The sequence below is a fragment of the Arthrobacter sp. B0316-5-4 genome (assembly GCF_059090325.1).
This window is the reverse complement of record NZ_JBNHFN010000004.1, coordinates 487,647-510,815: the sequence shown is the minus strand read 5'-3', so window position 1 is coordinate 510,815 and position 23,169 is coordinate 487,647. Positions and strand designations below refer to the sequence as shown.

The 23,169-nt window shown below is 61.7% G+C and carries 22 protein-coding genes; 10 read left to right on the top strand and 12 right to left on the bottom strand.

From position 1 onward, the window contains the following. Positions 1–236 precede the first annotated feature (236 nt). Complete coding sequence (locus tag AC5RU9_RS14295) at positions 237–1,628, top strand: APC family permease (protein WP_494016950.1); 1,392 nt, start codon at positions 237–239, stop codon at positions 1,626–1,628. A gap of 16 nt (positions 1,629–1,644) precedes the next feature. Here the strand turns inward: AC5RU9_RS14295 and AC5RU9_RS14290 are convergent, their stop codons facing one another. The 3 genes from AC5RU9_RS14290 to AC5RU9_RS14280 all read right to left on the bottom strand — a co-directional run bounded on the left by AC5RU9_RS14290 (position 1,645) and on the right by AC5RU9_RS14280 (position 4,230). Beyond that, positions 1,645–2,496 (bottom strand): SDR family NAD(P)-dependent oxidoreductase, encoded by an 852-nt coding sequence (locus AC5RU9_RS14290; RefSeq protein ID WP_494016949.1) that lies wholly within the window; start codon positions 2,494–2,496, stop codon positions 1,645–1,647. Between the two features lie 78 nt (positions 2,497–2,574). Beyond that, positions 2,575–2,949, bottom strand: coding sequence for a TfoX/Sxy family protein (locus tag AC5RU9_RS14285; RefSeq protein ID WP_494016948.1), 375 nt, complete (start codon positions 2,947–2,949; stop codon positions 2,575–2,577). A gap of 21 nt (positions 2,950–2,970) precedes the next feature. Beyond that, a complete protein-coding gene (locus tag AC5RU9_RS14280) occupies positions 2,971–4,230 on the bottom strand; it encodes a flavin-containing monooxygenase (RefSeq protein WP_494016947.1) in 1,260 nt (419 codons plus the stop codon). Between the two features lie 395 nt (positions 4,231–4,625). Here AC5RU9_RS14280 and cspE point away from each other — a divergent pair, with 395 nt between their 5' ends. Continuing rightward, a complete protein-coding gene (cspE, locus tag AC5RU9_RS14275) occupies positions 4,626–4,829 on the top strand; it encodes a transcription antiterminator/RNA stability regulator CspE (RefSeq protein WP_011773907.1) in 204 nt (67 codons plus the stop codon). Between the two features lie 69 nt (positions 4,830–4,898). Here cspE and AC5RU9_RS14270 read toward each other — a convergent pair whose 3' ends face one another. The 3 genes from AC5RU9_RS14270 to AC5RU9_RS14260 form a co-directional block, all read right to left on the bottom strand. Next, positions 4,899–5,894, bottom strand: a complete 996-nt coding sequence (locus AC5RU9_RS14270) for a hypothetical protein (RefSeq protein ID WP_494016946.1) — start codon at positions 5,892–5,894, stop codon at positions 4,899–4,901. After that, positions 5,833–6,414, bottom strand: coding sequence for an ABC transporter ATP-binding protein (locus AC5RU9_RS14265; protein ID WP_494016945.1), 582 nt, complete (start codon positions 6,412–6,414; stop codon positions 5,833–5,835). The genes AC5RU9_RS14270 and AC5RU9_RS14265 overlap by 62 nt, the downstream gene beginning before the upstream one ends. A gap of 121 nt (positions 6,415–6,535) precedes the next feature. Next, positions 6,536–7,090 (bottom strand): hypothetical protein, encoded by a 555-nt coding sequence (locus AC5RU9_RS14260; RefSeq protein WP_494016944.1) that lies wholly within the window; start codon positions 7,088–7,090, stop codon positions 6,536–6,538. A 938-nt stretch (positions 7,091–8,028) separates the two neighbouring features. On the opposite strand from AC5RU9_RS14260, the gene AC5RU9_RS14255 reads away from it, so the two are divergent. From AC5RU9_RS14255 to AC5RU9_RS14245, 3 genes are all read left to right on the top strand, one after another. Beyond that, positions 8,029–10,584: a helix-turn-helix transcriptional regulator gene (locus AC5RU9_RS14255; RefSeq protein ID WP_494016943.1), complete on the top strand. Its 2,556-nt coding sequence runs from the start codon at positions 8,029–8,031 to the stop codon at positions 10,582–10,584. 78 nt (positions 10,585–10,662) lie between these two features. After that, on the top strand, positions 10,663–11,934 hold the full coding sequence (locus AC5RU9_RS14250) for an APC family permease (protein WP_494016942.1): 1,272 nt from the start codon (positions 10,663–10,665) through the stop codon (positions 11,932–11,934). Between the two features lie 258 nt (positions 11,935–12,192). Further along, positions 12,193–12,861: a nucleoside/nucleotide kinase family protein gene (locus AC5RU9_RS14245; RefSeq protein ID WP_494016941.1), complete on the top strand. Its 669-nt coding sequence runs from the start codon at positions 12,193–12,195 to the stop codon at positions 12,859–12,861. Positions 12,862–12,915: 54 nt separating this feature from the next. Here AC5RU9_RS14245 and AC5RU9_RS14240 read toward each other — a convergent pair whose 3' ends face one another. From AC5RU9_RS14240 to AC5RU9_RS14230, 3 genes are all read right to left on the bottom strand, one after another. Continuing rightward, positions 12,916–13,593: a hypothetical protein gene (locus tag AC5RU9_RS14240; RefSeq protein ID WP_494016940.1), complete on the bottom strand. Its 678-nt coding sequence runs from the start codon at positions 13,591–13,593 to the stop codon at positions 12,916–12,918. A gap of 199 nt (positions 13,594–13,792) precedes the next feature. Further along, a complete protein-coding gene (locus AC5RU9_RS14235) occupies positions 13,793–15,190 on the bottom strand; it encodes a UDP-glucose dehydrogenase family protein (RefSeq protein ID WP_494016939.1) in 1,398 nt (465 codons plus the stop codon). After that, positions 15,187–16,353 carry a glycosyltransferase family 4 protein gene (locus AC5RU9_RS14230; RefSeq protein WP_494016938.1) on the bottom strand — a complete coding sequence of 389 codons (1,167 nt, stop codon included), beginning with the start codon at positions 16,351–16,353 and terminating at the stop codon, positions 15,187–15,189. Before AC5RU9_RS14230 ends, AC5RU9_RS14235 begins: the two co-directional genes overlap by 4 nt. A 157-nt stretch (positions 16,354–16,510) precedes the next feature. On the opposite strand from AC5RU9_RS14230, the gene AC5RU9_RS14225 reads away from it, so the two are divergent. Both AC5RU9_RS14225 and AC5RU9_RS14220 read left to right on the top strand, forming a co-directional pair. Beyond that, the gene (locus AC5RU9_RS14225; protein WP_494016937.1) at positions 16,511–18,412 is read left to right on the top strand and encodes an FG-GAP-like repeat-containing protein; all 1,902 of its coding nucleotides are present in this window, start codon (positions 16,511–16,513) and stop codon (positions 18,410–18,412) included. 135 nt (positions 18,413–18,547) lie between these two features. Continuing rightward, a complete protein-coding gene (locus AC5RU9_RS14220) occupies positions 18,548–19,192 on the top strand; it encodes an excalibur calcium-binding domain-containing protein (RefSeq protein WP_494016936.1) in 645 nt (214 codons plus the stop codon). Between the two features lie 85 nt (positions 19,193–19,277). Here AC5RU9_RS14220 and AC5RU9_RS14215 read toward each other — a convergent pair whose 3' ends face one another. Next, entirely contained in the window at positions 19,278–19,718 is a 441-nt protein-coding gene (locus tag AC5RU9_RS14215) for a MerR family transcriptional regulator (RefSeq protein WP_494016935.1), read from the bottom strand. A gap of 143 nt (positions 19,719–19,861) precedes the next feature. On the opposite strand from AC5RU9_RS14215, the gene AC5RU9_RS14210 reads away from it, so the two are divergent. The 3 genes from AC5RU9_RS14210 (at position 19,862) to AC5RU9_RS14200 (ending at position 21,287) form a co-directional block, all read left to right on the top strand. Beyond that, entirely contained in the window at positions 19,862–20,284 is a 423-nt protein-coding gene (locus tag AC5RU9_RS14210; protein WP_494016934.1) for an Hsp20/alpha crystallin family protein, read from the top strand. A gap of 227 nt (positions 20,285–20,511) precedes the next feature. Continuing rightward, positions 20,512–20,913 (top strand): J domain-containing protein, encoded by a 402-nt coding sequence (locus AC5RU9_RS14205; RefSeq protein ID WP_494016933.1) that lies wholly within the window; start codon positions 20,512–20,514, stop codon positions 20,911–20,913. Then, positions 20,910–21,287, top strand: coding sequence for a hypothetical protein (locus AC5RU9_RS14200; RefSeq protein ID WP_211713028.1), 378 nt, complete (start codon positions 20,910–20,912; stop codon positions 21,285–21,287). The genes AC5RU9_RS14205 and AC5RU9_RS14200 overlap by 4 nt, the downstream gene beginning before the upstream one ends. A gap of 20 nt (positions 21,288–21,307) precedes the next feature. Here AC5RU9_RS14200 and AC5RU9_RS14195 read toward each other — a convergent pair whose 3' ends face one another. Further along, a complete protein-coding gene (locus tag AC5RU9_RS14195; RefSeq protein WP_494016932.1) occupies positions 21,308–21,538 on the bottom strand; it encodes an NfeD C-terminal domain-containing protein in 231 nt (76 codons plus the stop codon). A gap of 4 nt (positions 21,539–21,542) precedes the next feature. Continuing rightward, positions 21,543–23,021 (bottom strand): flotillin family protein, encoded by a 1,479-nt coding sequence (locus tag AC5RU9_RS14190; RefSeq protein ID WP_494016931.1) that lies wholly within the window; start codon positions 23,019–23,021, stop codon positions 21,543–21,545. Positions 23,022–23,169 lie beyond the last annotated feature (148 nt).

Sequence of the window (23,169 nt, the reverse complement as noted above, 5' to 3'; positions counted from 1 at the left end):
GCGTGCAACGACAGAGGGTGCGCGTCACATATTGACTGTGACCCGCCTCACCGCGACAATAAATGAACGTTATTCATTTCACCTCGTATTGCACGGTCAGCGGCCTCCATCGAGCGCCCACGAGCCACCCCCAGCACGTCAGGATCCCGGTAACCCCGCAGACCCAGTCGCCGCTACGAAGTTCTGCAGCGTCGCAGCTTCAAAGCACACCTCAGCACGAGCACCAAGGATCCCCAATGACCCCTACGTTTGAAACTGATACACCGGCAGGCGAGAAGCCTGTGGGGCCGACGTCCACGGAGTCGGCGAACCAGGGTTGGCGCCGCGTTCTAGGCGTCCCGTCACTGGTCCTGCTGGGCTTGGTTTACATGGTGCCGCTGACCATCTTCAGCACCTACGGCATCGTGGTGGAACTGACTGGCGGGCGGCTCTCGGCTGCCTATGCCGTGACCCTGGTGGTCATGCTGTTCACGGCACGTTCATACGGCCGGATGTCGCAGGCGTTCCCGTTCGGGGGATCCGCGTACACCTATGCAACCCGATCCTTCGGGCCGGGCCTTGGTTTCATGGCCGGATGGTCGCTCCTGCTGGACTATCTGTTGCTGCCGATGATCAACTACCTGCTGATCGGCATCTATATGGAAGCCGCCTTCCCGGCTATCCCGGCTTGGGTGTTCATGATCGTCTCGATTGTGGCTGTGACCGTGCTGAACATCCTTGGCATTACTGCGATTGCCAAGGCCAACTTTGTGGTGGTGGGCCTCCAAGCGCTCTTCATCGCGTTGTTCGTGGCTCTGGGACTTTCCTCAATCACGGGAACCGGCAGCGTTGACCTGCTAGCGCCCTTCACCGGGGCCGAAGGTGCCGAAGGCCTTTCGCCCGTCTTCGCCGGCTCAGCAATCCTCTGCCTCTCCTACTTGGGGTTCGACGCCGTCTCAACCTTCGCCGAGGAAACCAAGGATCCAAAGCGGAATCTGCCCCGCGCCATCATGATCACCACGGTTCTGGCCGGCATGATCTTCCTGGGACTCGCCTACATCAGCCACCTGGTTCTCCCCGTCAGCACCTTTAACGACGTCGACGCTGCCGCAATTGAAGTAATTGGCGCAGCCGGCGGCAATCTGTTGGTCGCATTCTTCACAGCCGCTTACATCGCTGGCAGCCTCGGGTCGGCCCTAACGTCCCAGGCATCGGTATCTCGCATCATTCATTCGATGGGTCGCCGCGGGGTCTTCCCGGCAGCGTTGGGGCGGCTGCACCCCCGATTCGGCACCCCCGTGCTGCCCATACTGCTGACCTCCGCGGTGTCGCTACTGGCGTTCGTGTTGGACTTGCTGACGATTTCCTCGCTGATCAGCTTCGGTGCCCTGGTCGCGTTCTCCGTGGTCAACCTGGCCGTGATCAAGCACTACTTCTTCGACCAAAAGGCCCGCGGAGCTCGCGGCGTGATCCACAACCTTGTGCTTCCAGGCGTTGGGTTTGTGCTCACGATCTGGCTGTGGACGAGCCTGAGTGGCTTGTCGTTCACCTTCGGATTGATTTGGGCCGGTGTGGGATTGGCCTACCTGGCATTCCTGACACGAGGGTTCCGGAAACCTGCGCCGCAGCTGGACCTGAAGGAGGCGTAGTTCTCTGAGCGAAAGCTCAGAGGACCTTCGCAAGCCGGGCGCACTCCTCCCACAGCCTCTGCCGCGCCGCCGGGTCCGACCCCATGCCCGGCGTCGGCAGTTCCTTGCGCTTCGCCCAGAGCTTGCCGGACACCGCAGCAGTCTCCGGTGAAGTCGCCAGCCAAACCGGCGTATCGGCCGCTTCCTCGGCAGGCTTGCCCAACGCGTTTGTCAGCCGGCGAAATGGTCCGCCAACGTCCTGCAGCAGCCCCGTGTTCTTAACCAGGCCCGGGTGCACGGCATTCACCACCACGTTCGAGCCCCGAAGACGCTCCGCGAACTCCTGCGTCAACAGAACCCGGCCGAGCATGGTGGGCGGGGTTGCGCGCATGTAGCTGTACTTGCGCTTCGCGGTCTGAAGGTCGTCGAAATCGATCTTGGTAACCGACGGCCCACCCGAATACTTCGACGCGATATTGACCACCCGCGACGTCCAGGCATCGTCTGCACTTGCGCCGCGTTTCAGCGAATCCAGAAGCAGATTGGTGAGCAGGAAATAGCCCATCACATTGGTGGCGAACGTGACTTCGAGGCCGTCCGCGGTCACTTGTCGTTCCTTGCGGAACACGCCAGCAGTGTTGACGAGCACGTTGAGTTTTTGGTGGCGGGTATGGAATTCATCAACTGCCGACCGGATTGAGGCCTGGCTCGAGAGGTCACACGCAAGCGGCTCCAGCGCCGCGTTGGGGACCACAGCCTGGATGTCGCGAATCGCGCCTTCTGCCCGCGCTTCCGAACGGCCAAGCACGACGACGGTCCCTCCTTCGCGGGCCAGCGCAGTAGCGATGGCCTTGCCGAGGCCGCCCGTAGCGCCCGACACAAGGGACACTCGCCCATTCATTGATGCCATAGCAGGATCACAGCACTTCCGGACACGTTTGGCGAGGGCTTTTGGGTGCAGAATTGCCTATTTCTTGGGCAGCTTTGCCTTCGGTGCTTTCGGTGCTTTAGGCGGCAACGCAGCTACGTTCTCGAAGGCTTTGACCACCCATTCCGCGGTTTGTTCGGCGTCGTCCTGCCACGACTCAGGAAGGCCGACGTATCCACCCATAGGGCGTTCTGCAGGACCGAAGGGTTGAGTCCGGTGATTGGCCTCCAGTTCTCGCTGGTCGGCCTCGGAGAGCTTCACGCCGATGGTCGGGCCAAACAGGCCGGCAAACATGTTGCCATGAACGAAAGCACCGAGGTTCCCGAACATCGGCTTGATCTCCACGTCCCGATTTTCGGGGACGGCAGAGCGGAAGCGTTGTTTGTCCGCCTCTGAGGGCTTGGGCATTTGCATGGACTCGTCCTCCTGGGAGCGCTACTGCGTTTGGAAAAGTAGACCGGAAATTCGCTCAGCGATATATTTGGCATCTAAGCCCACGCCACCAACTATCGCTGAGTAGTGCCGGGTCAGCCAAGGGAGACCGACCACATACAAACCCGGAAACTCGGTGACTCCGGATGAATGCTTGGGGTAGCCCCATTCATCGATCAGGGGCAGGTCCACGAACGCGAAATCGAGCTTGTACCCGCTGGCCCACACCACGGACGTGATGTCCGCATCGGCGAGGTTCACCCGCGCCGGCTCAACCTGCAGCCAGTCATCCGCTGCCAAAGATGGCTGCTCCGGGGCATCGATCCCAGCCGCTGCGATGTACGCATTTATTGCGTTTCCCGAGCGCTGCGCGAAGACCGTCTCAACTGTTGCCAGGCGTTCGGGGAGGTCGTCGCTGAAGGTGATGCCGCCGTCGTCGACGGTTTCCAAGTGGCCGTGAAGGTGCATGCCGCGGCGGCCGAGCTCGCGAAGATGGATGCTGTGGCCCCCGTCGACGCCGGAGAGCAGGGGATTGGGGGCGAACCGCGCAGCGGGGGAGGGCAGCGCCTCGCGTGTGAGCCCGTTGACGCCGAATTCGGGTCCGTGCTTGCCAGTTTCGAGCATCCAATAGATGAGGTCCTGGCCCCGGTACCGGCGGGGCGCTTCGGGGACGATCGAAACCGCGAGGTGGACCTCGCGTCCGGCGGCGTGGAGTTCCTCGGCGATCTGGCCACCTGACTGTCCGGTCCCGACAACGAGCACGCCACCGTCCGGTAGCTGCTCGGGATTGCGGTAATCGTGAGTGTGGAGCTGGACCATGCGCTCGGGGAAGCTGGCGGCGAGGGCGGGGACCTTGGGCACTTGGTAGGCGCCGGTGGCGAGGACGACGTTCCGGGCCCCTAGGTTCCCAAGCGACGTTTCGAGGTTGAAGCCGCCGCCCGGCGCTGCCGATAGTCGAGTCACGTCGACGCCTGTGTCGACAGGCGCGTCGATCAGATCCGCGTAACGCCTGAAGAGGTTGACCGCAGCGTCACGGGAGATGAACGCGTTCCGATCATCGCCGTCGTAGGGCATCCCCGGCAGGTCCAGCGCGAGGTTAGGGGTGTTCATGTAGAAGCTGTCCCAGCGGTCCTGAAAGGCACCTCCCAAAGTGGCGCGCCGATCGAGGATTCGGTGCTCAACGCCGAACTGCGTGAGCCAGTAGCTCGTCGTGAGGCCCGCCTGGCCTGCGCCGATGATGACCGTGTCAGGGGTCGGTCCCATGGGGTGGAGTTTACGCTCGGGGGCGGCGTTTGGGGATGGGCGGAGACGTGGGCTTTCGGGAAGGCACTCTGGGGCGATGATTTGCACATGTCGACCACAAGCTTGATTCGGGCACTCGATGTCGCAACGTGGGTGGTAGCGGCGCTAGCAGTAGCGGCCAACTGGGGCTGCCAGGAGCGTCTCCAGAACACACCCGATGGATAAATATTTCCCAGCACTAGCCATCTGCTCAAAACTCTGTAGACTTGACGGTGTTGTTGTGTTTGGCATTTGGTAGTTCAGGCAGTCCCCACGGTCCCTCTGGATCGTGACCTTCTGAAGTAACGGTGGAGAACACCCCACACCGGAGACCCGAAAGTCGGGAGCATCTCCACCTTCAGTAAGGACTGAAAAAAATGGCTACAGGTACCGTGAAATGGTTCAACTCCGAAAAGGGCTTCGGCTTCATCTCTCCTGAAGATGGCAGCCAGGACGTTTTCGCTCACTACTCTGCGATCAACTCCTCGGGCTACCGCTCCCTCGAAGAGAACCAGAAGGTTTCCTTCGACGTCGAGCAGGGCCCCAAGGGTCCCCAGGCAGTAAACATCCAGGCTATCTAGTCTTCGGATAACTAAGAAGCAGGGCCGGTCACTGACCGACCCTGCTTTTTTGTCTGCCCAAGTGGGCCGTTACACAAATTTCGTCATCCGTGACCAGATAACGACGGACACCAGGGCAACAAAGACCAAGCCTCCGGCCATGGCGGCCAGGCCGAGTTCGACCTGCACTGGGAATGGCGGGCGTGGACTGAACCCACCCCAGTAGTTGAAGACGCCCTCCCCGGCGGCGGTAAGAATATTTCGTGGATCGTAGGGCCCAGCGAAAGGTGCCACCATAAGCAGCCCGCCGGCGGCCAAGCTCGGTATCAGCATGCTTCTGGCCACGAGTCCGACAAACAGACCCAGTAGCCCGAACATGATTGCCGTAGACGCGCTGAATGCGATTTGGACTGCGGGGCTTTCAGCAGCCACTGTTGCCACAGGGTAGGGAAAGCTGCCATCGACAGAAGGTAGAAAGGCGGCTCTGACTATAGGCGCCGCAGCAAGGCTCAGCGTCGCCGCGATCAGGATCGCAGCCAAGGAAACGACCACGACAGTAGCCACCTTGGCGACGACGTATGACGTTGCGCCTTGTATGACCACTCGATCCTTCAAAATACGACGGCGGGTGTCGCCGGCCGCCACGCCGCACCCGTACACGAAAAAGAGTAGCGGGATGACCAGGAAAGTGATCATTTCAAGTCCGGTTCCGACTCCATTCGTTCCTTCGAGGGCTTGGTAAGCAAGGTAGGCCCTTTCATAGTCATAGCGAAGTGGATTGTCCACCAGCTTCTGACCGTCCTGAACTACCAAGCTCATGGGCTGTTCCATGGCCTGAGCCAGGGACAGTCCGTTGGCTGCTGCTTGTGCCTCCGTCGCCTCAAGACGAGTCATGCTGGCACCAACGTTGCTGACACTCCCGGTGAAAGCGATTACGAGAGCCAAGGCGAGAGCACCGAAGGGAAGCAAGAGCATTCTGCTCCAGTGCTGATATCGCAGTTCGGTTCTTATGGAACGAAGTAGGCTATTCATCAAAATCATCGATCCTGAAAGCCTGGTTGCCTGGATCTCGATGGATCTTGCCATGTCGAATGGTGAACTCAGATGAGGCAACGCTGCGGTAGAACGCGGATTCGTGATCTGAGATCAGCACACAGTTGGTGTCGGCGCTGGATTCCAGCAATTGCAGCAGGCCCTCTCGACCGGCTTTATCTAGGCCAGACAGCGGTTCATCTAACAAGATGCAGGGTTTCCGTGCTGCGAAAGCAGCTGCTATCTTGATATTTTTTCGTTGTCCGAGAGAGTAGTTCGCAGACCTCTTCTTGAGAAGATCAATATTGAAGAACATCCGAACTGCAGGAGTTTCCTCAATGACTTTTGAAGAAGAATCAAGTAAGGCTCGCAGATTCTGCAAACCTGTGAGTCGACCGTGCACTGTGGAATCATCAAAGGCTGCCGCAATGTTATTCGACAATGAATCTCTGTGCCAGAGAATGCTTCCTTGGTATCGTTCAAGCCCAGCCAAACACTTCAGGAGGGTGGTCTTGCCGCTGCCGTTTTCACCTCGAAGTACGTATATGCCACTCGAAGGAATAGTCAATGACACGTTGTGCAATACGTTTATGCGGCCGTACCGTTTGGAAAGATCTGTTATCCGTAACATGAGTCCTCGTTTATGGAGGGGCCGGCCGCTCAGGACCGGCCCCTATGGGCTATGAGTCAGTTGACTAGCCCTGCCACGCATACCAGGCGCCGTCGCCGTACACGTTTGCGCTCTGGATGACGGTGGAGTGATAGACGTTGACATTTCCCCAAGGGGTGGGCGTGCCAACGCCTGCGTCGGTCAGTGCTCTGAAGGAGTGCTGCCAGTTGCTCACATAACTTCGATTGATGCCCAATGCCTGAACCGTGTTGAACCCGAAAGCGCCAACGCGTTGATAGCCGTAACTACTCGTCACCCGGCTCCAGTCGTAGTAGAAATCCACGTTTTCCTCCGTGAAGAGCATCCAGTTTCCGGAGTAAAGACTGGCACGGCGCGATCCGACAGCTGTTGTTGAAAATGTCGGTTCGCCCTTCTTGAGACTCAAGTGATTTGCGGTTCCGTCGCTTGAGGCGGATCTTGGCGCGGTGATGTCTTTGAGTGTCTGCGTGCTGTCGGGCTCATCAGCTGCATGGGCTGGACTTGCCAGGGCTGCGATGAATACTGACAAGCATATTGCTGTGATGCTACTACGAAGTTTCATGATCTTGTGTCCCCCAATGGACGTGATCTCAAGAGCCACATAGGCATACTTGATTGAACGTTTCCCAACACCCTCACGGGAGTTGAGCTTGGTTTGAGTGCATTAACCAGTTGATGCAATGGAAATCACTTTCACTTTTACGGTTGCTGTTCCGCTAATCATTCAAGTGATTGAGCAATACTCTCAACCCCGGATCTGCATTTGTCAAACGTGTACGTTGGGAGCAACACATACAATCCAAGGGTTGTTTCACCGCGATCATAGAACCAGCAACGCGTTCACCACCTAGGGGAGATGCGCCACCACCTACTTTTGGCTAAATCACCACCTAGAGCACCCGAAAACGGGCTGTGCAAGGACGAATTGCCACCTAGTTCACTTTTCTCGCTCTATCCGTCGAAGAGAGCTGCATACGTTGATTCATAAAAGATCGTGAGGGCGATATGATTCTCGAGCTTCGATGATCTGGCGACTACGCCGTGGTGAGCGGGGCACCACGTCGGCGTGCCGGGCGGTGGTAGCTCACTACTCGGCGATCAACTCCTCGGCGTATCGCTCCGTCGAAGAAAACCAGAAGGGTTCCTTCGACGTAGAAGCAAGGCCGGTCACTGACCGGACCTGCTTCTTTGTCTGCCCAAGTGGATATATGTACTACTAGACAAGCGGACGTTCGAACACATATCCACATAGCGAATTACACCCATGTAATTCGCCGCCAGCCGTCCGTAGCGTGGGACTCAATCACCCACTACGCGAGGGATCCACATGAACACCCCGAGCACGCGCTCAAGCACTAAAGCAACGGCCTCCCACCACCTAGACGAGGCCGCTCAGCACCTAGTTTCATCCGAATCACCACCTAGAAGCCCCCAAAATGGCCTGTGCAAGGCCGTTTTGCCACCTAGTCCTGTTTCCTCGATCTAGCCTGCGAAGTGAGCCGCATGTCGGGCGTCCACAGAAACAGAAGGTCAGGTCGAGTGTTCGATTCAGAGGTTCAACGAATCCTCGATTTCGTTGCACGCGGCATAGGAGTGCGCGTTGTCGGCGCCCCTGGAAGCGGCAAGACCGCCGTCGTCAATAACGTGATCGCTAACCTGGAGAAGACTGGCGTCTCCGTCCACCTCATCAGCGGAATGCGCACCCACCGCGGTATCCCTTACTCGGCCATCAAAGGGCTGGGCCTGGACATGCGCCCGGGCCGAAGCGGTGTCTTCGATATCGCGGACGTCTTTGCCGCACAGTTGGCCAAACCCGGAAAGCACCTGATGGTGGCTGACGACATCCACCTGGTAGACAATGAGTCTCTGGCTGTCCTGGAAGCCGTCCGGCGCCGGTCCGACTGCCCCATGGTGGCCACCGCACCGGAGACGTGGGCGTTCTCAAAGGGCCAACTCGCCGTCCTCAACCAAGGCCGCGAGGCTCACCTGCAGCTGGACCCCCTCCACTACGAGCAGGTCCACATGCTGGTTGCCCAGGTACTTGGCGCGCCTGCGGACGCGGAGGCAACGGCCCGTATCCTCACCAAGTCAGCGGGAAACCCCCGGCTCATCGTCCGGATCGCCGAGACGGCGTCGATGAGTGACCTCCTGGTTCTGCGGGACAAACAATGGCGCATGACCAGCCACTCCCTCTGGAACGAACACCTCCGGGGAACTTTGGAAGCTCTGCTGGCCGAACTCACCCCCGAGGAATTCACCGCCCTCCACATCATGGCGATATTGGGCACGGCGCGTATCGACATCCTGCAGAAGGTCATCACCCCGGAAATCCTGGAAAACCTCGAGCGCCGCGGATTTCTGTCCGTGATGAACGATCACCACAGCGGGGCGATCGCCGCCATCAGTCCACCGGTCATCGCCGACTACTTTCGCGGACAGAAGATGCTCCGCGACCGGCACCTGCTGCGCAGCAAAATCGCGGGGATACTCGAGACCGCACCCCAGGTGACCGGCGAAAATTCTTCGACGACCGATTGCCTCACCCAACTTCTCGCTGAACTCCGCCTGGAAAAGGGCGACGACGACGCGGTGACCGCTCGCCACATCCACGACCACAACGCAGCACGCGAACGCACGCGGTTCGAACGCTGGGAAGGTAACAAGACGGCCGCGAACGCGGTGGCGCTCCTCCGCACGTATTGGGGCGCTCCAGTGAACGTTCATCGCGCCGTCCGCGTCTGTGCGGAAACAACAACCGCCGACGCCGAGGCAACAGACCTGCTGTTCCTCACCATCACCGAGGCGATGCTCGCTATCCATACAGGCCAAGGCCCAGGCGCCGCCGTCGAAATTCTCCAGACCTGGGCCGCGACCAACCCGGAATACGAAACGGACATCGCTAATGCCGTTCTCTTTCTCAGCGCATCCCATGGTCGCGTTCAGCCCACCGACGGGCAGAATCCAGAGGGTTCCGATCCGCAGCCGGGTATGCGGAACCTGGTGAGCGGGCTACTGGAGCTATACCGCCTGCGGCCCGACGTTGCGCTCAAGGCTGTCGAGGGGGAAGGCGATGAGGACGCCTTCCCGCACCTCCGCCCCTTCATCCGAGGTTACGCACTGTTCGCCACCGGCAGGGTGGATGAGTCCCTTGTCTTCGCCCTGGATTGGCGTGCCGAGGCCCGTAACAACCTGGACCAGTTCGGCGTTGTCACCAGCAGCTACATTGCTGCCCACGGGCTGCTCTACCGCGGCAACTTCGAAGAGGCCGAATACCTCATGAGCAGCGTCTTCGCCATGGGCCGGCCCGGGTTCGTGGTCGACTCCTTGTACGACGCCATGCTGCGGCTCGCCGGGCTCAGACACGCAACCAACGTGGTCTCCCCGGCATTCTCCATCGCCGCCCAGGCGCGGGAAGACGTGCACGACATCGGACCGCTTCCCGGCATTGGTAAAGGCGCCTACGAACTCATCGCCCACAGCAGCGCCCAACCCGCAACGTTCGATCGCAAGGCAACCAAACTCGTCAAACGACAACTGAAGAGCGGATACGTCCTCGAAGCCATGATGACGGCGTTGCTGTGCACGTGCCTGTGTCCCGGGCGGCCGGTATTGGACCTGCTGCAGAAGATCCTCAGGGAGAGCGGCATATCCGTCCACGACAAACTCCTGGCCATTGCCGCCGCAGTTGTCGAGGGGGACCATCAGCTGCTGGGTCTCCTCCTCAAGCACTACGAACCAGACCCGGACACCTACCAAATAGGGATGCTGCTCCGCGGCGCTCTCAAACGCCACGTCGTCGAAGGGGACAGTGTCGCAGCCGACGCCCTTGCCCAGGCATCGTCGATGTTCGCCGTTCGCTTCCCTTCGGCCAATGAACAACTGTCCTTCAACACCTTCAGGACCACACCACTGACTGAAAGGGAGATCGAGGTGGCTGTGTTGGCGGGACACCGCTCAAATGTCGAGATTGGCGAACACTTGGGCATCAGCGCCAGAACAGTGGAAAACCACATTTCCAACGCACTCAGGAAGACCGGTGCGACGTCGCGCAACAGTCTCTTCATGCTCGTGGGGAATTCACTTCCACCGCGCTGACCCGGGATACTCTCGGAGTACCTCCTGATCAACGCCCCTTTGCGGCGTTATCAGCCTCCCAACGCGTGAAGGGTTTCAGTGAGCAATTCCCCAGCCTTGGCCCGCAGACTCGGCACCTTCGATGCCTCGCTTATCGGCCTCGGCTCCATGATCGGCGCCGGCGTGTTCGCTGCCTTCACACCCGCTGCTGCAGCCGCAGGATCGGGGCTGCTGGTGGGCCTGGTAGTGGCAGCATTCGTGGCCTTCTGCAACGCCACGTCGTCCGCTCAACTCGCCGCCGCCTACCCGACATCCGGCGGCACCTACGTGTACGGCCGTCAACGGCTGGGACCGTGGTACGGGTTCCTGGCCGGCTGGGGTTTCGTCATCGGCAAAACAGCCAGCGCCGCCGCAATGGCGATGACGTTCGCTGCCTACGCCGCACCCCAAGGCTGGGAACGCCCGGTGGCGATTGCCGCCGTCGTGCTTCTGACGGCAGTGAACTATCACGGCGTCACCCGAACAGCGGGTCTGACCCGGATCCTGGTGGTTGCCGTGCTGATTGCCCTGGCCATCGCGGTAGGTGCGGTGTGGGGCGGCTCCGGGCCGGACTTCGGCAACCTGGTGGGCGACGGGCTGCTGGCACACGGCTGGTACGGGATTCTGCAGTCTGCCGGGTTGCTGTTTTTTGCTTTCGCTGGCTACGCGCGGATTGCAACGATGGGCGAGGAAGTTCGGGAGCCACGCCGCACCATCCCACGGGCCATCAGCATCGCGCTTGGGATCACGATCCTGGTTTACGCGGTCATCGCTGTCACGCTGTTGGCCGCGCTCGGTCCTGACGGTATCGCGGAAAATACGACGCCGCTCGCCGCCGCCGTCGAACAGGGAACCTTTGCGTGGGCTGCTCCCGTGGTCCGCGTCGGAGCTGCGATCGCTTCGCTTGGCGCGTTGCTGGCTCTGATCACCGGGTTGGGGAGGACAAGCCTGGCGATGGCCCGTGAGCACGACCTGCCGCACGCGCTCGCCGCCGTCCACCCGAAATACAAGGTCCCGCATCGTGCCGAAATGACGCTGGCGGTGGTCATCTGCATCATCGTTGCCGTAGCCGACCTGCGGGGTGCCATCGGGTTCTCTTCTTTCGGGGTGCTGCTCTACTACTTGGTAGCCAACATCGCGGCGTTCACCCAGCCGGCCGCGGATCGCCGCTACCCGAAGGTCTTGCAGGTCGCTGGAGCCGTAGCGTGCGTGGTGCTTGTGGCGACGCTGCCCCCGCTGTCTGTGGGGCTTGGTGTCCTCATATTCGTGGTGGGCATCGTGTACCGACTGCTTAGACTTCGACGGGCTGGGCACGACTCCACCTGGGGGTAGTCGGGTGGAGCCGTGCCGTTGTACCTCCGACGCCGGGGCGGGTGGGGTTTCCCGCCGGACACCGGGATCCCGCCCCAGAGGCACATGAAGAGACTATGGCTGGTTCCTCGGGCTAGGTGGTGGGAAGCGGCAAATAGGTGCTGATCATGCCTGGCCTGTGTGGTTCTTAGCCCAAGATGAGTAGAGATTTGGCTTCCCTAGGTGGTGGGGGATGAGGTCATCGTGTGCCACGATGGTCCGATGATTGGGGAAAGCGTCTTGGCTGGCAGAGCGGAACTACTGCAGTTCCTCTCAAGAGAAATTGCGGAGCTCGGCGCGGGCCGGCGCCTCATTGCCGTTGATGGGGCCGACGGGAGCGGCAAGACAACGTTCGCTAATGAACTTGTGTCCGTGATGCGGGGCAGGCCGGTCGTGACTATCCACCTCGACGATTTCCTCAACCTGCAGGAAGCCCGGCACCGGAGAGGACGGACGTCGCCGGAAGGGTTCTGGCTCGACACGTACGACTATGCGGCCTTTCAGGACAACGTTCTGACTCCGCTGCGAAGAGGCGGGGACGGAATGTATCGCCCCGCAGTCACAGATGCCCGTCGGAACCAAAGACTTGAGTTGCCTCGACGGCAAGCACCGGAGGACGCGTTGGTGCTGGTCGAAGGGATGTTCCTTCACCGGGACGAGCTGATGGGCCAGTGGGACTACTCGATCTTCCTCGATGTCCCCTTCACCGAGACAGCACGACGTATGTCCATACGGGACGGCGGCAACCCTGACCCGGAACATCCATCAATGCGCCGTTATGTTGGCGGGCAGCGTCTCTACTTTGAGAACGCGGAGCCGTGGTCGCGCGCAACCAGAGTTATCGACAACACTTATCCGGACGAGCCCAGGCTCATATCCGTGAGCGATGCAGCCACGAGCCGACGCTGATGGCGGTGTGGGGCGGCCATGGCTATTGAAGCCACGCCCGCCCCACAGAAAATGCTACTTTTCGCAGCCGATCCCGTCGCCGTCCGAGTCGAGCTTGTAGATGTCCGAGCCAATGACCGTCACGGGACCCCGAACATACGCGGGACCATTGCCCTTGCCGCCTGCGCAGTCGACATCCGAGGCTATAGGAACGCAGCCGCTGTAGTTCGGATCGCAGCCACTCTGGGCTTGTGGTGCTGGGACAACGGCCTTGGGAACTACCGCGGCTGCAGCCTTGTCAGCAGCCGCCTTAGCCGCCGCAGCTTGGGCGGCTGCGGCCTGATCTGCTGCCGCCTTGTCCGCTGCTGCCTTGTCCGCAGCGACTTTGTCGGCCGCGGCCTTATCAGCAGCTGCTTTATCGGCGGCGGCCTTGTCCGCTGCAGCCTTGGTTGCTGCTTCGGCAGCGCGCTGATCCGAAAGTTTGCGGGCAGTTGCTGAGTCCAACCACACCAATTTTCCGGATTGATCCGTGCCACATACATAGGTGTCACCGGCACCCACCTGCGTGGCCTTCTCTGTTGTGCAGGTTGTTCCGGCGACCTTGCTCGGAGTTGGTGTCGGTGTTGACGATGGCGAGGACTTGGACGTGCTTACCGAACTGGCGGTGGTTGTGGACCCTTGTCCACAGGCCGTCAGCAGGACAATGACAGAGCCTAAGGCGATCAGCGCGAGCGATTTACTGCCTTGGGTCAAGGAAGACTTGCGCCGGAAATGCTTATTTTTGGACGTGCGAATTGCACCCTTTTTCAATGTAATGCCCCCTTTTAGATGCGCCGATGCGATGGCGCGTGTTGCGACCATAACACCGGCTGAACGGCAAAGGGAGAGGAAGTTATCTATGACTTTGCATGGAGCGAAAGTTACGAGCGACTGCTTCCGTACAGTCCGCGCATCAAGCCCTCGCGTGCTTCCGCCGCCCGCCAGCCTGATCAGCCGCAGGTGCCCCAGCCCCACGCTCTTCAGCCAAACCAGCACCCGTGCCCAACCCGCGGACCGTCCACCCGGCGCTCCGCCAGGCTTCAGCGTCCAGTACGTTGCGAGCGTCCAGCACCATCCGGCGTCGTACGAGTGATCCGGCAACCGAAGCCGACAGCGAGACGTATTCGTCCCATTCCGTGAGCAGCAGCACCAGCTCGGCGCCTTCGAGGGCGCGTTTGGTGGAGGCTTCGAAGCGGATTTGCGGGTAGCGGATCCAGGCGTTGTTGATGGCTTTGGGGTCGGTGACGGTGACGTGCGCGCCGGCGGAGGCGAGTTGCTGGGCGACGTCCAGGGCGGGGGAGTCGCGGATGTCGTCGGTGTCGGGCTTGAAGGCGGCGCCGAGGATGGTCACGGTGCGCCCGGACAGGAAGCCGCGGCACATTTCGCGGGCGACTTCCACTGCGCGGGAGCGCTGATCGAGGTTCACCGAATCAACCAATGCCATCCACTCGTCCACCGAAGGCACCGAAAGCTCACGTGCCTGGGCGCGGAACGACCGGATGTCCTTCGGCAGACAGCCGCCGCCGAAGCCGAGCCCGGCGTGCAGGTACCGGTTGCCGATGCGGGGGTCCAGGCCCATCGCCTCGCTGAGCTCGCTCACGTCGGCGCCCGACGCGTCGCACAGCTCAGCCATTGCGTTGATGAAACTGACCTTCGTGGCCAGGAACGCGTTCGACGCCGACTTGATCAGCTCCGCGGTCGCGAAGTTGCAGACAAGGCGCGGGATCCCGGCGCTGATCAGGGGTTCGTAAACGGCATCCAGCACGGCGGTGACGGGGATCCCGGCAGCGGCGTCCTTGCCACCCGGGACGCCGTAAACCAGCCGATCCGGAACCAGCGAGTCCTTGACGGCAGTGCCTTGGCGAAGGAACTCGGGGTTCCAGCCGAGCAGCACGTCGGAGCGTCGTGCCAGCAGGTCGCGCAGCTTCTCCACCGTGCCTACCGGCACCGTCGATTTACCGACGACGGCGGCTCCCTTGGCCAGGTGCGGCAGGAGGCTCTTCGTGGCGCCCATCAGGTAGGACAGGTCCGCGGTGTCCGAGGTCTTGGACTGCGGGGTGCCCACACAGAGGAAGTGCACTTGGGCATCCGCTGCGAGGGAGAAGTCCGTGGTGAACTGGAGCCGTCCGGTCGTGCGGCCATCACGGAGGAGTTCGTCCAGGCCCGGCTCGTGGAAGGGGGCCAGTGCCTTGTTGAGTTGTTCCACTTTGGAGGAGTCGACGTCGATACCCACCACAGTGTGGCCCATCGAAGCGAGCGTCGCTGCGTGAACTGCGCCGAGGTAGCCGCAGCCGATCACGGAAATCTTCATGAGGTGGGTCCTTTGCTGGAGGTCAATTCGGTGGGGCCGTTTTCCCGGGAGAAGGAGGCGATGACTTCGTTGTAGTGGCGGACAAGGTCGGCGCTGAGCACAGGCCACGTCCTGCCCTGGACCGACGCGGTTGCTGCCGTTGCGAACGCACGGCGCTTGGCGTCGTCGCCCATCAGGTCCTGCACGTAGTCGCGCAGTTGTTTGAGGTTTCCCGGCTCGTAGAGCCAGCCGGTGCGCGAGTTTTCCACGAGGTCCAAGGGGCCGCCGCGTCCGGTAGCCACCACAGGAACGCCTGAAGCCATGGCTTCCTGGATGGTCTGGCAGAAGGTTTCGAACTCGCCGGGATGGACGAAAAGGTCAAAGGAGGCAACGGCTTCGGCGAGGGCATCGCCGCCCAGGAATCCAGTAAACACAGCGCCGGGCAACGCAGCTTCAAGAGAGGCACGCTGCGGTCCATCGCCCACAATCACCAGCTTCGTGTTCGGCAAATCCGCGAGCACGGCGAGGTCCTCAACCTGTTTCTCCACGGCGAGCCGGCCGACGTAGCCGATGATGCGGTGACCGTCGGGCGCTACTGAGCTGCGCCACGCCGTCGAACGTTTGGTGGGGTTGAAACGCGCGGTATCCACACCGCGTCGCCACATGTCCACGCGCAGGATGCCGCGTCCGCGCAACTGGTTCAGCGCGAAAGTGGACGGCACAAGGGTTCGGGTAGCCAGGAGGTGGATGTTGTCCACGCGGTTCCATGCCCAGTTCTCCAGGAACGGCACGCCGTACCGGGCGGCGTAGCTGGGAACCTCAGTTTGGTAGATCGCCACGCTCGGGATGCCGAGCTGGTGGGCGGCCTGCACGGCGCGCCAGCCGAGGACGAAGGGGGAAGCGAGATGCACCACGTCGGGCGAGAAATCGGCAAGGATTCGCTTGACCCGATTCACACCACCCAACGCAACCCGCACATTCGTGTAACCGGCCAGCGGCACCGAGGGAAGCCGGTGCACATACGCACCCTTCTCGACGCTCGAAACATCAGTGTCCGACGTCGACGGCGCGATCACCATCACCTCATCCCCACGCTCTTGCAGATGCTCCAGCACCCGCAGTATCGAGTGGGTTACCCCATTCATCAGCGGCAGGAATGATTCGGCGACGATTGCGATCCTCACGCCTTCAACGGTGGTCGGGGCGGTTGGCGGTGCGGGTTCGATCGGGTGGCCTGTGGAGGAAGAGTTGGTTAACAGGTGGTTCTTAGTTTTGTCCGTGCGCGGTTGTAGGCTGGCGTTCTACGACGTACTGGGGCGTCGATGATCTGGGGGTTCTGCCATGGTTGCTGCTGGGGATGTTTCGCGCGCGCCTTTTGAGGGTTCGCGACTGGGCTCACGACGGCGGGTTGGCTTACGACGGCGACGCCGGGCAGCGGCGGGAACTGTCGCCGTCGGACTGGCGCTGGGGCTGTTGTCGGGAACCTTGGGTTCGCCCGCTATAGCGGACGATCTCACCCGCGTTGTCCCCGTCGGCGAGCGTCCCACGAGTATCGCCGTGAACCCGGCCACCAACAAGGCCTATGTGGCCACCTTTGACGGTGTCGAGGTGGTTGACGGCGAGCTCTCCAGTGGCCGCCTGTACTCGGGGGACATGCCGGTGGACGTCGCGGTGAACCCGGTGACGAACAAGGTTTTCGTCAGCGAAATCGGTGGGGCCGTGGCCGTGGTCGATGGTGCTACTCGTGCCGCGACCTCGGTTCCCGTCGGCGCGAACCCGGGCAAGCTTGCAGTGAACCCGGTGACGAACAAGACCTACGTAGCGTGGCAGAACGGCGTGAAAGTGATCGACGGCGCCACCCTCACCGCCACTGCTTTGCCGGTAGCCGGCGCCCAGGAGATCGCGGTGAACTCGACCACCGGCAAGGTCTACATTTTGGGTGGCGGAGTCATCAAGGTGATTGGCGCTGGTGGTGTGGTGACCTCGACCATCAGCATCGGCCCCGGCGGCATCTTGGACTTGGCCATCAACGAAACCACGAACAAGATCTACTTCACCACCCTGGGCAAGTATGGTGCCGGGGTGCGCGTGGTTGACGGCATGACGGACACCATTACTGACACGATTCCGACCACTAACAACGTGGGCAAACTGGCAGTGAATCCGGTGACCAACACCGTATACGTCGCCGGGGACAGCGGGGGCCTCGACGGGTTCGTGCAGGTCATTGACCCAGCCACAAAGACACAAGTCGCCAAACTGCGAACTCCCTCTCGCGTCACCGACATGCTGGTCAACACCAGAGGCAACAAGGCTTACGCGCTCCTGCAAGGGAGGGGAGTCACCGTGGTGGATGGCGACAACCGCTTCTCCGCCGTGTTCTCCGGACAGGATCCCCTGGACGCCGCGGTCAACCCGAACACCGGCAAGGTCTACGTCTCCAACAACGGAAGTGCCTCCGTGTCCGTGATTGACGGCTCTGTTGCAGCGCCCGTGAAGAACGACTTCAACGGTGATTCGCATCCTGACGTGTTGGCGCGGGACGTGTCAGGGGCTTTGTGGCTGTACCCGGGGAACGGATCGGGCGGATGGCTCCAGCGCGTCCAGGTCGGGCAGGGCTGGAATGTCATGACGGCCCTGATCGCGCCGGGCGACTTCAACGGCGATTCGTTTGCCGACGTTCTGGCGCGCGACGGCGGTGGTCTCCTGTGGCTCTACCCGGGCAACGGTGCCGGCGGACTCGGAACCCGGGTGCTGGTTGGCAGCGGCTGGGAAAACATGAGCGCCATCGAGCCCATCAACTTCTTTGGCGCTGGCTTTGGGGACGTCGTGGCCCGCGACCGTGGCGGGGCCTTGTGGCTGTACCGCGGCGACGGAAAGGGTGGCTGGTTGCCCAGGATGTGGGCCGATTCGGGCTGGTCGGCGTTGTCTGAAATCACTGGTGCCGACGACTTCAACGGCGACGGCGTGACCGACCTCGTGGCCCGCGACAGCGCTGGGACCTTGTGGTTGTACCCGCCCAAGGGAACCGGCGGATGGCTGCCCCGCCAAGTGACAGGCCAAGGCTGGAACGCGATGAACTCGCTGGTTGGCCCCGGTGATTTCGACGGCGACGGGCGGGCTGATCTGTTGGCCCGGGACTCCGGCGGTGGCCTGTGGTTGTACTCCGGCCAAGGGGGATCGGCGTGGCCCACGGCGAAGCAGGTTGGGGCCGGGTGGAATGTGATGACAGCGATAATCTGACATTTGTTACGCGTAGTTTTGGTGCACCGCCACTAAACGGGCGGTGCACTGTTACCTTTTGACCGAGCGAGCCCTCCGAAGTTTGGCACTCAGGCCTTTCAAGAGCTTTGGCATCGCTTCAAAAAAGGGGACATTTTGAAGAAGTTATTTGCACTTTTCGTGCTCACTTGTATTGCGCTGACTGGCTGTAGCAAAGCTACATCCGCCCAGTCCGCGGCGAGTGCTACAGCTGTCGCTGAGCAGACGATCACCATGCCCGACGTTGGCGGACTCACCCTCGACAAAGCAACTGATCAGCTCAAAGACCTCGGCCTCAAAGTAGATGCTGAGGACGTCAACGACGGTAAGACCATCCTGTCCAAGAAGAACTGGCAGGTTGTCAGTCAGGATCCGCTGCCAGCCGTCCAGGTTGCGAAAGACTCCAAGGTGAAACTTGGGGTGCGCCATCTCACGGACGAAACTGCGACACCAACTCCCACACCGACGCCAACTCCGATTCAGGAACCGGTCAAGTTGGTCGCTCCGCCCGTAGTTGAAACTCCGGCAGTCGTCGTGCCGCCTCCGGCAGTCGTCGAGGCTCCGCCGGTGGTTCCGGTTGTGCCTGCTCAGCCTCCCGTTGTCCAAGCGCCGCCTGTAGCGCCGCCGGTGGCACCGCCCGCGACGTACTACAAGAATTGCGCGGCAGTTCGTGCCGCCGGTGCTGCTCCCATTCGAGTGGGTCAGCCTGGCTACGGGTCACACCTCGATAAAGATGGCGACGGCGTGGGCTGCGAAAAGTAAGTAGTACGTCGACTGAACGATGAATGTGGCCGCTCCTTTTCTGGGGCGGCCACTTTTTATTATCAGTGCTGAGCCGCCTGCCCGATCATTCGACAGCAGCTGAACTTTCCCGCGCAGCCTTCAAATCCTTCCGCAGCCCCTTGTTGTCCGCCCGTAGTTCCCGGTTGTCCTGCGTGAGGCCATGGTTGTCCTTCGTCAGCCCACGATTCTGAGCTTCCAACTCCAGCACGAGCTTTACGCCGGCCAGGTTCAGCCCTTCATCCAGGAGCACCCCGATCCGTCGCAACGTGGTGAGGTCGTCCTCGCTGTAGCGACGGGTGCCGCCGTCCGTGCGGCCCGGGGTGAGCAGGCCCTTGCGTTCATATTGGCGGATGTTCTGCTGCCCCGTGCCAACGAGTTCTGCCGCCACCGAGATCGCGTAGACGCCCCGGGCGTCCCGGCCATCAGCGCCGCCAGTGCCGCCGCCGGCAACAGCGGCGCCCAATCCGCCGTCGTGCCCTCCAGCGGAACTGTCCGAAGCAGCCATCCGAAACCTCTCCAAAATTCTTCCGAAAACCTACTTGCACCACTCTCTCACCAGTGCTATAAAAAATCTATACCAGCCAACACAGATCAGGAAGGCTGGCGCAATAGAAGAGTCAGCATCAAGATCTAAGGAGTGAGAACAAAATGCTGATGCGCACTGACCCGTTCCGCGAATTCGACAGGCTCGCCCAACAGGTTTTTGGCACAACAGCACGCCCCGCCGGCATGCCGATGGACGCCTGGCAGGACGGCGAAGAGTTTGTGGTCGCTTTCGACCTGCCCGGTGTGAACCCTGAATCGGTGGACCTCGACGTCGAGCGCAACGTCCTGACCGTCAAGGCAGAACGTAAGTCGCCAGCGGGCGAGAACACCGAACTGATCGCCGCCGAACGCCCCCAAGGCGTCTTCAGCCGCCAACTGATCCTGGGCGACACCCTGGACACCGACGGCGTCAAGGCCAGCTACGACGCAGGTGTGCTGACACTCCGCATCCCCGTCGCCGAGAAGGCCAAGCCCCGGCGCATCGAAATCACGTCCAACGAGCAACGACAGGAAATCAACGCATAGTCCGCCCTCTCCGCTGAGGGTTCGCCCGGGGGTGGCCCTCAGCGGAGTGCAGGACGGGAGCTTCGGATCGGCCGCAGCATCGGAAAAATGGGCGCAGGCTTCGTGCCACGCCACAGCGCTTGTCGCGCAGAGAAAAACGCGGCCCCTGACGTCGCCTCCCGATCGGATGGCCCTCGGCTTCGGCCGGGGGCCATCTCCCATCCACCGCATCCCACCCGGAACCAGCAGTGAACACCCAGCCAGACCACTACGCAACCCTGCACGTGACGCCCGATGCCACCCCGCGCGAGATAGCCCGCGCCTACCGCTCGCTGCTGCGCACCCACCACCCGGACACGCGCCAAGCAGCCGACGACGGCGGCACCCCCTCAGCGGGCGACGTCCAGGAACTGCATGCCATCATGCAGGCGTACGTCGTTTTGTCGGACCCAGGAAAGCGGGCGGCTTACGACCGTGAGCGGCGGTCCAGTGCTCCATCCGGTGATCGCGGGACGCCTGTGAAGGTCCGTTTCCATCGATCGCCAGTAGCTACCCCCGGTCCTACCTCGGAGCAGGGGCCGCTGTCGTTTGGCCCGGCCCGATGGGAGCCCCTGCCCCGAAGTACCCGACTTCCAAGGAGACATTCATGAGCGCATGGCGTCCCTACGACGGCCACATCATTCCAGCGTTCTACGAACGGTTCGAGAAGCGCTGGGGAAGGGGGACTGCGCCGTTCCTCGACCCTGAAGTGCTGGAGCAACCGATGCCTCGCGCCCAGTGGATCAACCCGGATACAGGTGCCGCGGTGGCCGTGGTGCCCATTTGGACCGACGACCCGGAACACCGTTCCTTCGGCGTCTTCTATTTGCCGCCGGCCGGGGACATCTGGATGCTCCGCCCAGGGCCCACCACCTTCATTGAGCCAAGTGCTGGGGGATCGCAGGAACAGGTGTCACTCCGGAACGACGCCTTCAAAAAGGCCGTCAACCACGCCAAGGAGTTCATCTACGGGCCGCAGTTGTGACCGCGTGCCTCGCGAGGCGGCTACCCCTTACCCTGGAGGACGTCCGGCAGCTCGTCGACGTACACGGATTGCGGCGGCTCGAAGTAGATCACCAGTACCTTCTCCCCGACGGGGAAAACGCTCGTCTTATCAAACGGGTAGGCGAAGAACGCACTGGTGCCGCCGTGGAAAGGAAGCATGACTTCACCGATGGTCCCGGGCGCGACCGTGCCCGTGACCCGGCCGATCTTTCCGGTGAGGCTACGATCCACCTCTCTATGCATCTGGGTCCTTGGCGGAGGGAGCTGGCGCCGGCGGAGCTTTCACGGGAGCTGGACGGGGAGCAGCAGCGGGCGTCTCTTTGCCCCGCAACGCCGAGGCCAGCGACGGCAGGAAGTTCCCCACCTGGGACAGGATGCCACCCACCATGCTGTTCAGCCCCTCGCCACCATTGAGTACGGTCAGCTGCCCAATTCGTGAGAACGGCTCCGCCGCTGCCGACACAATAGCCGGCATGTTCTCAGCGATCTGCTGCGAAATGACGGCGTCCTGGTTGGTTTCGAGCGCTTCACCGCGGGCCTTGATGCCCTCAGCTTCAGCCAACGCCTTGGCCTTCACGGCGGAGGCAGCCGCATTGCCGCGTGCCGTCGTCGCCGCTGCTTCGGCTTCACCCGTGACGCGTGTTGCGCCGGCCATGGCTGCCGCCGCTCCCGCGTTGGCCTGGGCTTCGAGCTCCACTCGGCGGGCATTGGCCTGGGCCTCGAGTTCGGTGCGCTTAGCCAGTGCTTCCGCGGCGCTGATGTCAGCTGCCTTCTTGGCCTCTGCGTCGGTGCGTTGGGCGTAGGCCCGGGCGTCGGCGGGCTTACGGATGGTGGTCTGCAGTTTTTGCTCTTCGCGGTCGGCCTCAAGCTTGGCCACTTCGGTCTCTTGGACCACCACTTGCTGCCGGGCGGTAGCGTCGGCCAGCGGCCCTGCTTGCGCTGCCTGGGCACGGGCTTGCTCCGCGTTCGCCTGGGCTGCCGATTGCTTGATGGCGGAAAGGCTCTGCGCATCAGCGATCAGGGCCGCCGCTTCTGCTTCCTTCTCTGCCGCTTCCCGGTTGCTGGTGGCCTCGGCAATGCGGGCCTCCATCTTGACCTGCGCTATGTGCGGCTTGGCCAGGTTCTGGATGTAGCCCGTGGGATCCTGCAAGTCCTTGATCTGCAGTGAATCGACCACCAGGCCCAGCTTCTCCATCTCGACCCCGCTGGCACTGCGAACCAAAGAGGCGAGCTTGTCACGCTCGCGGATGATTTCCTCCACGGTCATGCTGCCGATGATTGAGCGCAGGTGCCCCTCGAACACGTTGTAGACCTGGCTTTCCATCTTGGGCTGCTGGCCCAGGAACCGCCGGGCCGCGTTGGCGATGAACGGGGGAGCGTCGCCGATCTTGTAGATCACCACTCCGTCCACGATCACTTGGATGCCCTGCGAAGTCACGCAGGAAACCTTGAGTTCGGTTTCGTTCAGGGTCAAGGCCAGGCTGCGAACCGTCTGCAGTCCCGGGACCACCAATGCGCCCTTGCCGGTGACGATTTTGAAGTCCATGCCGTCGGTATTTTCGAGGGTTCCGCGCGTCAGCCCCGAGATAATGAGGGCCTCGTTCGGTTCCGCCACCTTCCACATCGCCTTGGTGGCCAGCCAAATGAAGCCGATCACGAGCACCACGCCCAGAATGATGGCGATCAGGGGAAAGAAAGCTGCGAGGTCGTCCATTGACCTTGTCCCTTCAGACGGTGTGAGCGACACACTTTGGTTGACCCCCAATAGGCCAAATGGTTGCTCGTGTACACAGTCTCGTTGCGCTGAAGCAGGGAAGTCCAGCACATTTGTGCGTCATTTGTGTGGCTACTTGGTGAGCCCA